Below are 14366 nucleotides of genomic sequence, written 5' to 3'. Positions count from 1 at the left end.
ATGCACGCGCCATGCCTGAAGCCTTGCAGACCACGAGCACAGCCGCCGGCATTGTCCTCCAGACCGCCGACCTGATCCTGCGGCCATGGGAAGACCGCGATCGCGCGCCCATGGCCGCCATTCAGGGCGACCCGCTGGTTCGACGCTATTTTCCCAGGGTGATGACCTACCAGCAGGTCAGCGACGACATCGACCTGGCGCTTGAGAAGGCCAGAGTGAACGGTTTTCACACCCAGGCAGCCGAACTGAGGCACACAGGTGAACTGGTGGGCCTGATTGGTCTCGGGCGCATCCCGGATTTTATCCGCGAGGCAATTCCGAGCCGGCCTCAGGTGGAGATTGGCTGGGTTCTGTCACCCCGATTCTGGGGCCGGGGCCTGGCGCCTCAGGGTGCGGCGGCCTGGCTTGACTATGCCTGGTCCATCGGGCTTGCCGAAGTCGTCGCCACGACGGCAGCGGTCAACGTGGCAAGCCGCAGGGTCATGGAAAAGATCGGGATGCAATACGACCGCGCCGATGACTATCAGCGGCCCACATTCGACGGCCCGCATCCTGCCAGGGCGCATGTCGTCTATCGCCTCGACAATCCAGCCATGGGAGCCATGGCATGACCACCCGAAGCGCCATGCGGGACACGGCTATCGAGATTTTGCGCGAGAACGACCGGGGAACCTACACGGTCCCGACCAAGGGGCTCTATCCCTTTCAGTGGAACTGGGACTCCTGCTTCACCGCGCTCGGACAATCGCACTACGATCTGGACCGCGCCTGGACCGAGATCGAAACCCTTTTCGCGGCCCAGTGGGACGACGGTATGGTTCCCCACATGGTGTTCCATGAGGCGGCTCCCGGTTATTTCCCCGGTCCGGATGTGTGGGGCACCAACCGTGCCGGCAGGCCGACATCTGGGATCACCCAATTGCCTGTCGCCGGCTTTGCCGTGCGTGAACTCTGGAAACGATCGGCACAGCGCCCCGACCGCGACGCGCGGGCCCGTGCGCTGCTGGTCAAGCTGGACCGATGGCATGACTGGTTCTACCGGACGCGTGACCCGAAGAGGACCGGGCTGGTCGCCGTCATCCATCCCTGGGAGTCGCGCGACAATACAATCGACTGGGATGTGGGCCTCGAGCGTGTGCCGACCGAGGGCGTCATGCCCTATGTCCGCAACGACACCAAGCATGCGGACCCCGAAACACGCCCGACCAAAGCGCAGTACGACCGCTATCTCTGGCTGGTGCAGCATTTCCGGTCTCTGGGCTGGAACTCCACTCAAACCCACGATGCGTCACCGTTCCAGATCGTTGATCCGGGATTCAATGCCATCCTTATCCGGTCCGCCCGCGATACCGCGGCCCTGGCGGAAGCGCTCGGCGAGCAAGCCATCGCGAGCCGAAATGCGCAATGGGCCGCCTCTGGTCTCGATGCGCTGGAAACCCTGTGGGACGAAGGGGCCGGGCAGTACCAACCCTATGACCGGATCGGGAAAGAACTCCTGGATAGTCCCTCGATCGGCGGCCTTATCCCGGTCTTCGCGCCCATACCAGCGTCCCGCGCGTCGACCCTGCGGGAAACCCTGCTTGTGATCAGCCAGCATGTGCGGTTCCTCGTCCCCAGCCACGATCCGCGCGACGGGCGTTTCGATATCAAACGCTATTGGCGCGGTCCTGTCTGGCTGGTGTGCAACTACCTGATCGCCGATGGCCTGCGCCAGGCAGGCGACCACGATCTGGCCGACCGCATCAGTGCCGACAGCATGGGGCTGATCGAAGCCGGCGGGTTTTCAGAATACTACGATCCTCTCACCGGGGCGCCCCTGGGCGGTGGTCGGTTCAGCTGGACCGCCGCAATGGTGCTGGAATTTACAGCGCAGGCGACATGAGGACTTTTCTCGACCACGCGCGAACCAGGTCGTCGCTCTCCGCCTTCGGCGACAGCATGACCGCAGGCGCTTCCGTCTCCGAAAATGCCCGATGGGCCAACCTGCTCGCCGCAGAGGCGGGACTGGTGCTGCGCAACAAGGGGATCAGCGGCACAGTCATGCAGGGATCGGTCGATGCGAGCGGCGCGCCGCGCCCCGGCAATGGCGTCGGCCGATACCGAAGCGACCTGCTGGGTGCCGACCGAAGCGATCTCGTGGCCATCCTTTATGGCTGCAACGACGCCCGCTACACCGCCGCGCCGAAAACTCTCAACCGGGCCGGACTGGAACGTGACTATGTGAGCGTGGTGGCAGGACTGCTATCTGCCGGATTTGACCCCGACGACATCTGCATTGGCAGCCCGGCCTATGTCACGGACGAGGGTTTTGGCATAGGCGGGGCGGAATTTTCGGGACAATCCCGGGCCGAATATGACCGCCATGTTGAAAGCGTCCGCGCCATCGCCAAACGCTTCGGCACTTACTATGCCCCGGTCCACGAAGCCACCGCCGCACAAGGCAAGGATCTGATCCTGCCCGACGGAATTCACCCCAACGACAAGGGCCACGCGGTCATCGCCGCGGCCTTTGCGTCCGCCCAGATGATATGAATCAGCGCTGGAGACCATCATGAACGCGCAGGACACGACCAAAATACGCGCCTTGGCAATTGACGTGCTCAAGGAGAACGATCGCGGGCACTATACGGTGCCGACCAAGGGCCTCTACCCCTTTCAATGGAACTGGGACTCCTGTTTCACGGCCCTCGGGCAGGCGCATTTTGACGAGGACCGGGCCTGGACAGAAATCGAGACGCTGTTCGAGCACCAATGGCCCGATGGCATGGTGCCGCACATCGTGTTCCACGTGCTGGACGATGGCTACTTTCCGGGGGCCAATGTGTGGGGTACCAAGCGCCCGACCCCGACCTCGGGCATTACCCAGCCGCCCGTTGCCGGGTTCACCCTGCGCCAGCTTTACGAGCGCACGAGCGACCGCGACATGGCGGATCGGCGTGCGCGGGCCCTGCTACCCAAGATCGAAAAGTGGGCAGACTGGTTCTACGCAAACCGCGACCCGCACGGAGAGGGCCTCGTCGCCATCCTGCATCCGTGGGAGGCCGGTCGCGACAACTCAATCGACTGGGACGAAGCTTTCGAGCGCGTTCCCACCGACGGCATTGCGCCCTATACCCGCCGCGACACCCAGCACGCCGACCCGGCCCACCGCCCGACCAAGGAGCAGTATGACCGCTATCTCTGGCTGGTGGAGCATTTCCGGAGCCTCGGTTGGGACAATTCGAAACTGCACGATGCTTCGCCTTTCCAACTCGTCGACCCCGGATTCAACGCCATCCTGATCCGAGGCTGCGAAGATCTGGCGGCGGTCGCCGAAGCCCTGGGAGACACCGATACCGCACGCCGCAATCGCGAGCGGGCAGCCAAGGGCCTTGCCGCGCTCGAATCACTCTGGAGCGACAAGCATGGGCAGTATCTCTGCCTCGATCGTGTGGCAGGCAAGCTTGTGGACAGCGCGTCCATTGGCGGGCTGATCCCGGTCTTTGCGGCCATTCCGGCGGCCCGGGCCGAGGCCATCGGTGCGGTTATCAGCAGGCAGGCCCGGAAGCTGAAATACATCATTGCCAGTCATGACCCGGACGACGCCCGGTTCGACGCCAAGCGCTACTGGCGCGGCCCGGTCTGGCTGGTCTGCAATTTCCTCATCGTTGATGGATTGCTACGCGCCGGCCGGCACCAGGAGGCAGACCTGATCTCCCGGTCGAGCCTGGACCTGATCGAACAATCAGGCTTCGCCGAATATTATGACCCCTATACCGGCGAACCCTGTGGCGGTGGACGCTTCACCTGGACCGCAGCCATGGTGCTCGAATTTCTGTCCTCGAGCGAGCGGATCTGACAGCGCCACCCGCTCACGTCAGCACGACGTGGCGGGTGAGTTCCTCGATATTGGTGTCTGCCTTGGCGACATCCAGGACCTTGGTGCCGTGGCTCATGATGACGAAACGATCACAGACCTGGAAGGCGTGATAGAGATTGTGTGTCACCAAGACACTGGACACGCCCTCTGCCTTGAGTTTCAGAACCTGGTTGAGCAGCGCTTCGGTCTCGCGCACGGAAAGCGCTGATGTCGGTTCATCCAGCAGCAGAACGCGGCGCTTGAAGTAAACCGCGCGGGCAATGGCGACGGCCTGCTTCTGCCCGCCTGAAAGATCGCCGACCATTTGTTCCGGGCTGTCGATGCCCGAAATGTGCACTGCGCTTTCCAGGACATGCATGGAAATCTCGCGCATCTGCTTGAGGTCGAGCATACCAAACCGGTTGGTGATTTCGCGCCCCAGAAAGATGTTGCGGGAGATCGAGAGCGAATCCACCAGGGCCGTGTTCTGATAGATGGTTTCGACGCCGGCTTCGGCGCTGTCCCGGCGGCAGGTGAAGACCTGTTTCCTGCCGTCGACGGAGATATGACCCGAAGTCGGCTGATGAATGCCCGAGATCAGGTTCACAGTCGTAGACTTGCCGGCGCCGTTGTCGCCGAGCAACCCGACGACCTCGTTCTCCCCGATTTCGAAGCTCAGGTCACTGAGGGCCTTTAGCGGTCCGAAGGACTTGTTGACATTGTGCAGGGCGAGAAGGCTCACAGCGTACCTCCGCGACGGTCGAGGCCGTGGTTGAAGATCGAGGCGACCACGATGAGCGTGGCGATGAACATGTCGAGATAGAAGCCCGGCGCCCGCATCAGCAGCAACACATCGGTGATGGTGAAGATCAACATGACACCGAGGAACACGCCCAGGATCGATCCGCGCCCGCCACGCAGTGACAGTCCACCGATGACGCAGGCGGCTATGGCCTGCAATTCCAGCCCGGTCCCCTGCCCCGGCTGCACCGAGCCGACGCGGGTGGTGGCCAGAATGCCGGCAAAGGCGGCCATGCCACCGGCAATGGCGAAGGCGATGAGCTTTATGCGCCCGGTGTTGACGCCGATGGCGGTGGCGGCAGCACGATTGCCGCCCGTGGCGAAAACATGATTGCCGAAGCGATGGCGATGTAGCAGCAGGTAGAACACGCCGCATAGTCCAAGGAACCAGAGGAATGCCGCGTTGAATCCAAGGACGGTGCCGCCGAACATGGCGTCGAAGACCGGATTGGGATCGAACCGAACCTGCACGGCGCCATTGATAAGCAGCACCGCCCCGCGCCAGAACAGCAGCCCGCCCAGCGTGACGATGAAACTGGGAAGGTTGAAGCGCAGGGTCAGGGCGCCATTCAGCAGACCGATCAGCGCGCCAACCGCGATCCCGGCGGGGGCCGCGAAGAAAGCATCGACACCATTGCCCACGAGAACGGCCATGATGACGGCGGTGAAGGTATAGACCGAGCCGATGGAGAGATCGAACTCACCGGCTATCATCAGAATGCCGGCGCCCAGAGCCAGGCAACCAAGCACCGGGACCGAGCGCATCATGATGCCCATGTTCTGGCTCGAGAGGTAACGGAAGTCGTCGGGGAACAGCAGCCCGGCAAGGATGCAGGCCAGCTGCACGACGAGAAAAACCAGCAGAATGGCGCCGGCCGGCATGGTCAGGATCTGATGCAGCCAGTCGGATGGGGAGCGCCGCTGCGTGCCGGCGCGCGCGTCGGGATAGTCGGTCACGGTCATGTCCAGGTCCAATGAAGGAGCGACCCCGGCCGGAGGACTTGACCGGGGTCTGAAGCGATCAGCGATAGGTGCCGATCAGCGGCTTGACTGCCCCGATACGGGACTGGTCGAGGAACGCGCCCTGGCCGGTATCGACATCGGTGGGCGTCAGGCCATAGCGGGCGGCCAGGGCGATCATGGCGATCGGGTGATAGCCCTGCAGATAGGGCTGCTGATCCATGGTGGCGAACATTTCGCCCGACTCAACCGCATCGGCGATTTCAACGGCCAGATCGAACCCACCGAAGGGCACGTCGACACCCGCATCGCGGATAGCGCCCGCGCCCACAGTCGAGGTCACTGAGCCGGTGCCGAAGACGGCCTTGATGTCCGGATTGGCAATGAGGGCCTGGGCCATGATGTTCTGGGCCTCGGCCGGATCGAGCCCCGCCCGCACAGTTTCAACCGTGATCCCCACCTCGCCCATGGCCCGCTCGATGCCGCCACCGCGCGCGACCGCAAAGCTGGCTTCAGGAATTTCGCGCGGGTTGAAAACCACGTCGCCTTCCTTGAGGCCGAACTCCTCGATCATGCGCTTGCCCAGCTCGTAGCCCGACGCCTCCTCGTCCATGCCCACATAGGCCTGGCGGCAGTTCCCGTCGGCACCTTCAAGATCGTCATTGTTGAAACCGATGACGATGAGGCCCGCATCGACCGCGTTGCAAATGCTGTCATCAAATGCGTCGGAGCTCGAAATGGACACAGCGATGCCATCGACACCGGTCGCGATAGCGCTTTCGATCAGGTCGTTCTGGCGCACCGGGTCATTGTTGGCATATTGCACGTCGAGATCGACATTGAAGGCCGCGGCAGCATCCTGGGCCCCCTTCACCACCGGATTGAAGAACTGCACGGACGGGTCGAGATAGATGATCATGGTGGCCGACACCGGCTCCTGATCCTGAGCTATCGCCGCACCGACACTCAGAAACAGAGCGCAGCCAGCCAAAAGGGCCGTCTTTGATTTGGTCAATTGCATCGCATGATCCTCCCTTGGATTCAGATGCGGGTCTCCTCTGACCCCGCTTCGAGTGATGCGTCTGACCAGAGAGCGCAGCACCCAATCCCTCCGATGGCTCAGTCTCCGCTATGGGGTCTCGAACCATGGCTGCGGCCGCCCAAGGGTCATGTGCAGACCCTTGAACTGGCTGTATTCATCGAAGCCGTAGCGGCCGAGTTCGCGGCCCACGCCACTTTTCTTGTAGCCGCCGATGGGCATTTCCGGCGTGCCGTCGATGACCGAGTTGATCCAGCAGCGCCCGGCGCGAATGCGGCGGGTCGTCTGGATGGCCGTTTCGAGATCGCGCGACCAGACGCTGGCGGAAAGCCCAAAGGGCGTACCATTGGCCAGCGCCACCGCCTCCTCAGGCGTGTCGAAACCAATCGTGGCAAGAACCGGCCCGAATATCTCTTCCTGGGCAATGGCCATGCCTGGCTGAACCTTGTCGAAGACGGTCGGCGCAAAGAAATTGCCGGCCTCCGCAGCCATACGCGTGCCGCCCAACAGCAGCTCAGCACCCTCGGCCACGCCCTTTTCGACATAGGCACTCACCTTGTCGAGGTGCTGGTCCGAAACCATGGCGCCGTAGCGCGTCGTCGCCCCCAGGGGATCGCCATAGGGCAGCTGCCGGGAAATTTCGAGCAACCGGTCCAGTAGTGCGGACCGCACCGCATTGTGGACAATGAGCCGGCTGCCGGAAATGCAGCACTGACCCGCATTGTGATAGACGCCATAGGCGATGCCATCGGCCGCCGCCTCGATATCGGCATCGGCAAAGACAACCTGCGGTCCCTTGCCGCCGAGTTCCAGGCCGACGCGCTTGATGTTGGACGCGGCGATGCCGGCCAGTTGCCGGCCCACGCGCACCGAGCCGGTAAAGGCCAGAACATCGACGCGCGGATCTTCGGCAAGGATCTGACCCACTGACGGGCCGGTGCCGGTGATGACGTTGAAAACACCCGGTGGAACGCCGGCCTCAAGAGCGATTTCGGCAAGGCGCACTGTGGTCCCGGAGGTGAACTCACTGGGTTTGACGACAACGGTGCAACCCGCTCCCAGTGCCCATGGAACGCGTTCGGAGACGATGATGAAGGGGAAGTTCCAAGGGGTTATGATGCCCACGACACCCGCGGGCTCGCGCAATACGAGGCCGAGGCGGTTATCCCCGATCGCATTGTGGGTGTCCCCTTCCAGACCCCGAGCCTGACCGGCAGCGTAGCGCCACATGTCGGCGCAATAGTCGATCTCACCACGGGCCTGAGCCAGGGGCTTGCCAGTTTCAAGGCACTCAGCCAGGGCGAGTTCATCCAGATTGGCGAGAATGCCGGCGGCCACCGCATGCATGATGGCCGAGCGCTCCGCGCCGCTCATTTTCGGCCATGGGCCGCCGTCGAAGGCCCTGCGAGCCGCGGCTATGGCAAGTTCAGCATCGGCGGTCGATCCCGCCGGCCAATTGGCTATGACACTGGTTCGGTGGCCCGGACTGCGCCGTTCGATGGTTTCCCCGGACAGTGCATCGCGGGATTTTCCGTCGATCAGCATGCGATAGGTGCGTTGATTGCCCAGCCGCGGATCACTAAGGTTCGGCACAACGAAACTGTCCTGAATGCGCGCCTGTGAAGTCATTGCATCGGTGGGCCCAAGCCCGCCCCTCCTGATCGATCCGGCCGTTGCATTTACGACCTGTATGGAATTGTATGGTACCGTATGGCATCCTGCTTTTGGATGTCAATGGGCGGAGTGTGTTGTCATATGACCCTCGATTTTCCGGTGGCTGAGACGGCTGAGAGCGCCGCTGCATCGATCGAAAAAGATCTCCGGCGCGCCATAGTCGAACTCGACATGCTGCCCGGCATGCGGCTGTCCGAGCAGGATATAGCGACGCGGCTCGGCGTCTCCCGCCAGCCCGTGCGCGAAGCCATGATTCGCCTGGCCAATTCGCGGCTGATCGAGATTCGTCCGCATAGAGGCACGGTCGTCGCCCGGATTTCGGCCCGGGAAATGACAGAGGCTCTGTTCGTCCGGCAATCGGTGGAGATTTCAGTCGTCGAGCGGGCGGCGCAGAATTTTGACCCCTGGGAGCGCAAGCGCATCGAAACACTGATGGCGCAGCAGGAAGAGGATGCAGCCAAGCTCGACCACGCCGGGTTTCGCGAGCATGACGAGGCCTACCACATTGCCATCGCCAAGGGCGCCGGGGTGGGGATTGCATGGATCGCCATTGCCGACATGAAGTCGCACATGGACCGTGTGTGCAATCTCACACTGCAGAACGAGGCGGACATGGCCCGCCGGGTCAGGGAACATCGCGCCATCATGGCCGCGATCGACGCGCGCGACGTCGAGGGTGCCAAGGCGGCCATGGCCACGCATCTGGGCAGCATACTCGATCAGCTGCCTACCCTTGAAACCAAGCATGCAAGCCTGTTCGTCTAGACGGCCATGAGTTCTTACGCTTCCTATCCCAGCCTGCGCGACACCCCGGTCATCATCTCCGGGGGCGCCTCGGGGATTGGCGCGGCGCTGGTGCGCAATTTTGCAGCTCAGGGCGCCAGGGTTGGCTTTGTCGATATTCAGGCCGAAGCCGGAGAAAACCTTGCCGCAGAACTGACCGCAACAGGCCAGACCGTTGCATTCAGGCCCTGCGATATTCGCGACATCGCCGCCTATCAGGACGCCATTGCTGCGTTCGCGGAAGAACATGGCGACGCCCTGGTCCTCGTCAATAACGCGGCCCACGACGACCGGCACGACTGGAATGCAGTGACGCCTGAGGATTGGGACCAGCACATGGCCACCAATCTCAAGCACGGTTTCTTCGCCACGCAGGCGGTCGCACCCGGCATGATAGGAGCCGGGCGCGGTTCCATCATCAATATGGGCTCGATCAGCTGGATGATCATGGTGCCGCGCCTGCCCGTATATGAGACGGCGAAGGCGGCGATGCATGGCCTCACCCGTTCCATGGCGCGCGAACTGGGCGGCCACGGCATCCGCGTGAATACGCTGGTTCCCGGCTGGGTGATGACCGAGCGACAGTTGGCCGAATGGATTGATCAGGCTGCGGAACGCCTCATCGACCAGAGCCAGCCGCTGACCGGCCGGGTCTATCCGGACGACATTGCCCGCATGGCTTTGTTCCTCGCCGCCGAGGACAGCAAAATGATCTCCGGGCAGCAGTTTCTCGTGGATGCAGGCTGGGCCAATACCTAGTTCGGTCATCCGGCCAAAGCGCTAGCGGTGTTCCTCCGGGCATCCATCCGGGGGATGGCTCAAGGCTCCGTTCGACCGGCCAAGCGCGTGTTTCCATTTGTGGGTCGTGCGCCCGGCGAATGCCGAGATCAAATCCGACGTCAGCAGTAGCAAACATGGCGATCAAGGGATCGGCTCCTTGGAGGGCCATGCCTTCGCTCATTTTGGCCATTATATCATGATATAAAGATATCTTTATATTCCAGTTGACACGATCCACCTTTTGCGGGAATGTCCACCTGCCAAGGTTCCCCGGTCGGTGCATGCAGCGTGCCGGGGCTAAGAGGGAAGTCGGTGCTCCGGAACTGCCGGAAAAGCCGACGCTGCCCCCGCAACTGTAAGCGGCGAGCCGACGTCCACAATGTCACTGGGAGGCCCCCGGGAAGACGGATCGAGGCGGTGACCCGTGAGTCAGGAGACCTGCCTGAGGCACGATAACGTCCACGGGCGGGGTGTCCCGGTGTGTCGCAGCAGAAGCCGTTTTCCGGCTTGCTCTGCTATGCGTCCGCCGACCCGTCCCAACTCATTGGGGCCATTGCGTCCCAGACTGAAATTCAAGCCGCTTGGGGCACCAGAGCATGACCAGCCAACTCAATTTTGCCATCAAGAGCGTCCTGTTCGACGAGAACTATCGCCCGGCCGAAAATACGCGGCTCACCACCAACTTCGCCAATCTGGCCCGGGGCGAGCACCGTCAGGAAAATCTGCGCAACGCCCTGCGGATGATCGACAACCGGTTCAATGCGCTGGCGCATTGGGATAATCCCAGGGGCGACCGCTATGGCGTTGGCCTCGAGATCATTTCCGTCGAGATCGGCTTTGGCGCAGAAACCGTCACCTTCCCCCTGATCGAAATGCTCAAGACCAGCGTCCTCGACCGGGTGACGAACCTGCGCACCGACGGCATCGTGGGAAACAATTTCTCGTCTTATGTGCGCGACTACGATTTCAGCGTCGTACTGCCCGAGCACAACAGGGACCAGCCCAAGTTCAGCATCCCCCAGGGGTTTGGGGATCTGCATGGAAACCTCTTCAAGGCTTTCCTGAACTCAAGCGCTTTCACGTCGCATTTCGGCAAGACGCCGGTCATCTGCATCAGCGCCTCGAGCAGCAGAACCTATCGCCGTGCAGAAAACCATCACCCGATCATGGGCACCGAATATCTGCAGGACGAGCCCTCGTCGACGGACCAGTATTTCGGCAAGATGGGTCTAAAAGTGCGCTTCTTCATGCCCGAAGGCAGCGTTGCGCCACTGGCCTTTTATTTCGCGGGCGACCTTCTGGGCGACTACACCAATCTCGAATTGATCAGTACGATCAGCACGATGGAGACATTTCAGCGAATCTATCGTCCCGAAATCTACAACGCCAATTCCGTTGCCGGGGCGATCTACCAGCCCAACCTCAAGCACCAGGACTTTTCGACCACCCGCATCGTCTACGACCGCGAAGAGCGCAGCCGGCTGGGGGTCGAGCAGGGCAAGTTTGCCGAAGAGCATTTCATCAAGCCGCACAAGGCCATTCTTGAGCAGTGGTCGGCGAGCTGCGCCGCCTGATCGACACAGACAGACAAGGTCATACCATCTTGAACAAGTTGCTTCCCACCTCAACCGCCGGCAGCCTGCCCAAACCCTCCTGGTTGGCGCAACCGGAAAAACTCTGGTCCCCCTGGAAACTGGAGGGCGATGAACTGATCGAGGGCAAGCAGGATGCCCTGCGTGTGACCCTCGCCGATCAAAGCCAAGCGGGCATCGATATCGTCAGCGACGGCGAGCAGACGCGCCAGCACTTCGTCACCACTTTCATTGAGCATCTCGATGGCGTCGACTTCGAGAAGCGCGAAACGGTCCGCATTCGCAATCGCTACGATGCAAGCGTGCCCACGGTCGTCGGCGCCGTGTCGCGTCCGCGGCCGGTCTTTGTCGAAGATGCAAAATTCCTGCGCAAGCAGACCAGCCAGCCCATCAAATGGGCCCTGCCTGGCCCGATGACGATGATCGATACGCTCTATGACGCGCACTACAAAAGCCGCGAAAAACTGGCCTGGGAGTTTGCAAAAATCCTCAACGAGGAAGCCAGGGAACTCGAAGCCGCAGGCGTCGACATCATCCAGTTCGATGAGCCAGCCTTCAACGTGTTCTTCGATGAAGTGAATGACTGGGGCATCGCCACGCTGGAGCGTGCGGCCGAGGGTCTCAAGTGTCAGACCGCCGTGCACATCTGCTACGGCTACGGCATCAAGGCCAATACGGATTGGAAGAACACGCTGGGGGCAGAGTGGCGCCAGTATGAAAACACCTTCCCCAAGCTGCAGAAGTCGAGCATCGGCATGGTCTCGCTCGAATGCCAGAACTCGCATGTCCCCATGGACCTGATCGAGCTCATTCGCGGCAAGAAGGTCATGGTCGGCGCCATCGATGTGGCCACCAACACCGTCGAGACGCCCGAACAAGTGGCCGATACGCTGCGCAAAGCGTTGCAGTTCGTCGATGCGGCCAATCTCTATCCGGCAACCAATTGCGGCATGGCGCCGCTGTCACGCAAGGTAGCCACCGGCAAGCTCAATGCCCTGAGCGCCGGCGCGGCAATCGTGCGCAAAGAACTCATGGGATGATGCCCACCGCCCTGCCCCATGGGCACGGCGGGGAATACTAGATTTCACCTTCTGCAATCTAACGACGGTCGTCCGCGGCCGCCGGGTGCCTTGCTGCGCCCAATTACCATCGCTGGATGTGGCAAGGCTTCGGCCTCGTCCATCCTGCAAGTTTTCGAGAGACCGCCATGACCATGCTGAACCATCGTTTCGACATCGTCGACAAGGCCACCTATCGCAATGGCATGTCGCGGCTCGGCTCGGCCGTGAGTGTCGTCACCACGCTTTCGGATGGCAAGCGCTATGGCTTTACCGCCTCGGCGGTTTGCAGCGTCAGCGACTCCCCGGCGACACTGCTCGTCTGCATCAACCGGTCGAGTTCCTCATTCCCGGCCTTCGACGGGGCCCGCCATTTCTGCGTCAACACCCTGATGCCCGGCCAGGAAGAGATCTCAGACGTGTTCGGTGGCAAGATATCGAGCACGGACCGCTTCGCGCATGGCGAATGGGGAACGGGCCTCACCGGCGCTCCTCTGCTCGCCAATGCATCGGTCAATTTCGAATGCGAACTGACCAATGCGGTCGATGAGGCAACCCACCGGGTTCTCTTCGGACGCGTCGTCAACATTCGCGAGAACGAAGAGCGGGCAACGCTGCTCTATTGCATGCGCCGATATCTCCACGGCTAGGGCCGCCAGGCCTGGGCGTCCGCAGCAAGCTTTCCAGCGACTTTTGATAGTGGCTGGTCTTGCCCATACTTCGGCCGCCGGGGCGAAGAAGCTCGGAACAAGCACCCCGGCAGCGAGCAGCAGGGTTCAAACCTGGTGTTGGTTCGGCGCGAGAGCCACGCGCTGTTCACATCAATTCCGGTCTTGCCAGCGACAAAACGTAATGTAATAACGTCACAACTTTCGAGCCGGATTCTGGATCGCCTTGCAGGCTGCAAGCGAGACAGTCTCTGACCGGCGCCGCCTATGCCATCTCGATCCTTGCGGGCCGGGCGACGTTATTTCCACCCTCGCGCCGCGCGCGGCGCATAGCACCGCTTGACCGGACTTTGCCATGTATCGCGCCCAAAGCTGGCCCAAGTCTGTTCTGTTATATCATTTGTTTTGGGTTTCGCGCGGGCCAGATTTGGGCGCCGCGTGCTGTTCAGACGCGCTGTCCGAGCCCGGTGCCCCGGCGCCGACCGATGTCGAGATGATGCGCAGCAATGTTTCCACGATCACCCAAGCCATTGCGGCCGGGTGAGCGTCCCCTGACGGCGCGGGGTGCGTCGTCCCCCCTATCCAACTGGAGAAAAGCAATGAAAAAACTGGCTTTGGGTGTTTCCGCCCTGGCGCTGAGTGCAGGGCTCGGCGGTACCGCACTGGCCGAGGAAGGTGTCACCGCCTGGCGCCTCTTCGTTTCCGACCATGCCGAACCGATCGTGCATGTCTTTGACGCGCTCACCAATGAGGAACTGACCCACTTCGACATCGCGGGTCCGGCAAGCCTTTATCGCAGCGAGAGCGGCGCCACTGTCTATGCCGTGCAGGGCGCCGCTAACACGGTGACCGCCATTTCGAGCGGCATCCGCCTCGATGACCACGGCGACCATGCCGATATTTCGGTGTCCGAACCGGGTCTGCCCGGGTTTGCGGTCGAAGGCCAGAGCCCCTCGCATTTCGTCGAACATGACGGCCATTTCGCCGCCTTCTTCGATGGCGAGGGCATCGCCCGCGTCTTCAGCGAAAGGGACGCGCTCGAAAGCCACGCCGAGTTCACCGAGGTCAAGGCCAATGCGCCGCATCATGGCGTCGTTGTGCCTTACCATGACTATTCGGTGGTTTCCGTCTGGAACCCCGAGGGTGATGGCTCAGTCGCAGGCGTGCAGATCG

At 62.0% G+C, this 14366-nt stretch carries 13 protein-coding genes and 1 riboswitch; of the genes, 9 read left to right on the top strand and 4 right to left on the bottom strand.

Features of this window, described 5'->3' with window-relative positions:
- Positions 1–11: 11 nt before the first annotated feature.
- From KIT02_RS01350 to KIT02_RS01335, 4 genes are read left to right on the top strand one after another with little or no spacing between them, the layout of a single operon-like run.
- The gene (locus tag KIT02_RS01350) at positions 12–611 is read left to right on the top strand and encodes a GNAT family N-acetyltransferase (RefSeq protein ID WP_297581272.1); all 600 of its coding nucleotides are present in this window, start codon (positions 12–14) and stop codon (positions 609–611) included.
- The gene (locus tag KIT02_RS01345) at positions 608–1882 is read left to right on the top strand and encodes a trehalase family glycosidase (protein ID WP_297581269.1); all 1275 of its coding nucleotides are present in this window, start codon (positions 608–610) and stop codon (positions 1880–1882) included. Before KIT02_RS01350 ends, KIT02_RS01345 begins: the two co-directional genes overlap by 4 nt.
- Positions 1879–2532 (top strand): SGNH/GDSL hydrolase family protein, encoded by a 654-nt coding sequence (locus KIT02_RS01340; protein WP_297581266.1) that lies wholly within the window; start codon positions 1879–1881, stop codon positions 2530–2532. Before KIT02_RS01345 ends, KIT02_RS01340 begins: the two co-directional genes overlap by 4 nt.
- A 19-nt stretch (positions 2533–2551) precedes the next feature.
- Positions 2552–3838 carry a trehalase family glycosidase gene (locus tag KIT02_RS01335; RefSeq protein ID WP_297581263.1) on the top strand — a complete coding sequence of 429 codons (1287 nt, stop codon included), beginning with the start codon at positions 2552–2554 and terminating at the stop codon, positions 3836–3838.
- A gap of 13 nt (positions 3839–3851) precedes the next feature.
- On the opposite strand, the gene KIT02_RS01330 is transcribed toward KIT02_RS01335, so the two are convergent.
- The 4 genes from KIT02_RS01330 to KIT02_RS01315 form a co-directional block, all read right to left on the bottom strand.
- A complete protein-coding gene (locus KIT02_RS01330; RefSeq protein ID WP_297581260.1) occupies positions 3852–4580 on the bottom strand; it encodes an ATP-binding cassette domain-containing protein in 729 nt (242 codons plus the stop codon).
- A complete protein-coding gene (locus KIT02_RS01325; protein WP_297581258.1) occupies positions 4577–5602 on the bottom strand; it encodes an ABC transporter permease in 1026 nt (341 codons plus the stop codon). The genes KIT02_RS01330 and KIT02_RS01325 overlap by 4 nt, the downstream gene beginning before the upstream one ends.
- Before the next feature lie 58 nt (positions 5603–5660).
- Positions 5661–6620 (bottom strand): substrate-binding domain-containing protein, encoded by a 960-nt coding sequence (locus KIT02_RS01320; protein WP_297581256.1) that lies wholly within the window; start codon positions 6618–6620, stop codon positions 5661–5663.
- A gap of 108 nt (positions 6621–6728) precedes the next feature.
- Positions 6729–8249 carry an aldehyde dehydrogenase family protein gene (locus KIT02_RS01315; protein ID WP_297585060.1) on the bottom strand — a complete coding sequence of 507 codons (1521 nt, stop codon included), beginning with the start codon at positions 8247–8249 and terminating at the stop codon, positions 6729–6731.
- A 144-nt stretch (positions 8250–8393) separates the two neighbouring features.
- Between KIT02_RS01315 and KIT02_RS01310 the strand changes: the two genes are divergently transcribed.
- From KIT02_RS01310 to KIT02_RS01290, 5 genes are all read left to right on the top strand, one after another.
- A complete protein-coding gene (locus KIT02_RS01310; RefSeq protein ID WP_297581253.1) occupies positions 8394–9077 on the top strand; it encodes a GntR family transcriptional regulator in 684 nt (227 codons plus the stop codon).
- Between the two features lie 6 nt (positions 9078–9083).
- Positions 9084–9854, top strand: a complete 771-nt coding sequence (locus tag KIT02_RS01305; RefSeq protein ID WP_297581250.1) for an SDR family oxidoreductase — start codon at positions 9084–9086, stop codon at positions 9852–9854.
- 267 nt (positions 9855–10121) lie between these two features.
- Positions 10122–10336: riboswitch (cobalamin riboswitch) on the top strand.
- Positions 10337–10471: 135 nt separating this feature from the next.
- Complete coding sequence (locus tag KIT02_RS01300) at positions 10472–11449, top strand: DUF1852 domain-containing protein (RefSeq protein ID WP_297581245.1); 978 nt, start codon at positions 10472–10474, stop codon at positions 11447–11449.
- A gap of 29 nt (positions 11450–11478) precedes the next feature.
- Entirely contained in the window at positions 11479–12507 is a 1029-nt protein-coding gene (locus KIT02_RS01295) for a methionine synthase (protein WP_297581242.1), read from the top strand.
- 167 nt (positions 12508–12674) lie between these two features.
- Entirely contained in the window at positions 12675–13175 is a 501-nt protein-coding gene (locus tag KIT02_RS01290; RefSeq protein ID WP_297581240.1) for a flavin reductase, read from the top strand.
- Positions 13176–14366: the final 1191 nt, after the last annotated feature.

This window comes from Devosia sp. (genome assembly GCF_025809055.1).
Lineage (GTDB): Bacteria > Pseudomonadota > Alphaproteobacteria > Rhizobiales > Devosiaceae > Devosia.
This window is presented reverse-complemented; position numbering and strand designations above follow the sequence as displayed.

Coding starts and splice junctions, on each gene's coding strand:
- KIT02_RS01350 (WP_297581272.1), top strand. CDS start 12: ATGCCTGAAGCCTTGCAGACCACGAGCACAGCCGCCGGCATTGTCCTC.
- KIT02_RS01345 (WP_297581269.1), top strand. CDS start 608: ATGACCACCCGAAGCGCCATGCGGGACACGGCTATCGAGATTTTGCGC.
- KIT02_RS01340 (WP_297581266.1), top strand. CDS start 1,879: ATGAGGACTTTTCTCGACCACGCGCGAACCAGGTCGTCGCTCTCCGCC.
- KIT02_RS01335 (WP_297581263.1), top strand. CDS start 2,552: ATGAACGCGCAGGACACGACCAAAATACGCGCCTTGGCAATTGACGTG.
- KIT02_RS01325 (WP_297581258.1), bottom strand. CDS start 5,602: ATGACCGTGACCGACTATCCCGACGCGCGCGCCGGCACGCAGCGGCGC.
- KIT02_RS01320 (WP_297581256.1), bottom strand. CDS start 6,620: ATGCAATTGACCAAATCAAAGACGGCCCTTTTGGCTGGCTGCGCTCTG.
- KIT02_RS01310 (WP_297581253.1), top strand. CDS start 8,394: ATGACCCTCGATTTTCCGGTGGCTGAGACGGCTGAGAGCGCCGCTGCA.
- KIT02_RS01305 (WP_297581250.1), top strand. CDS start 9,084: ATGAGTTCTTACGCTTCCTATCCCAGCCTGCGCGACACCCCGGTCATC.
- KIT02_RS01300 (WP_297581245.1), top strand. CDS start 10,472: ATGACCAGCCAACTCAATTTTGCCATCAAGAGCGTCCTGTTCGACGAG.
- KIT02_RS01290 (WP_297581240.1), top strand. CDS start 12,675: ATGACCATGCTGAACCATCGTTTCGACATCGTCGACAAGGCCACCTAT.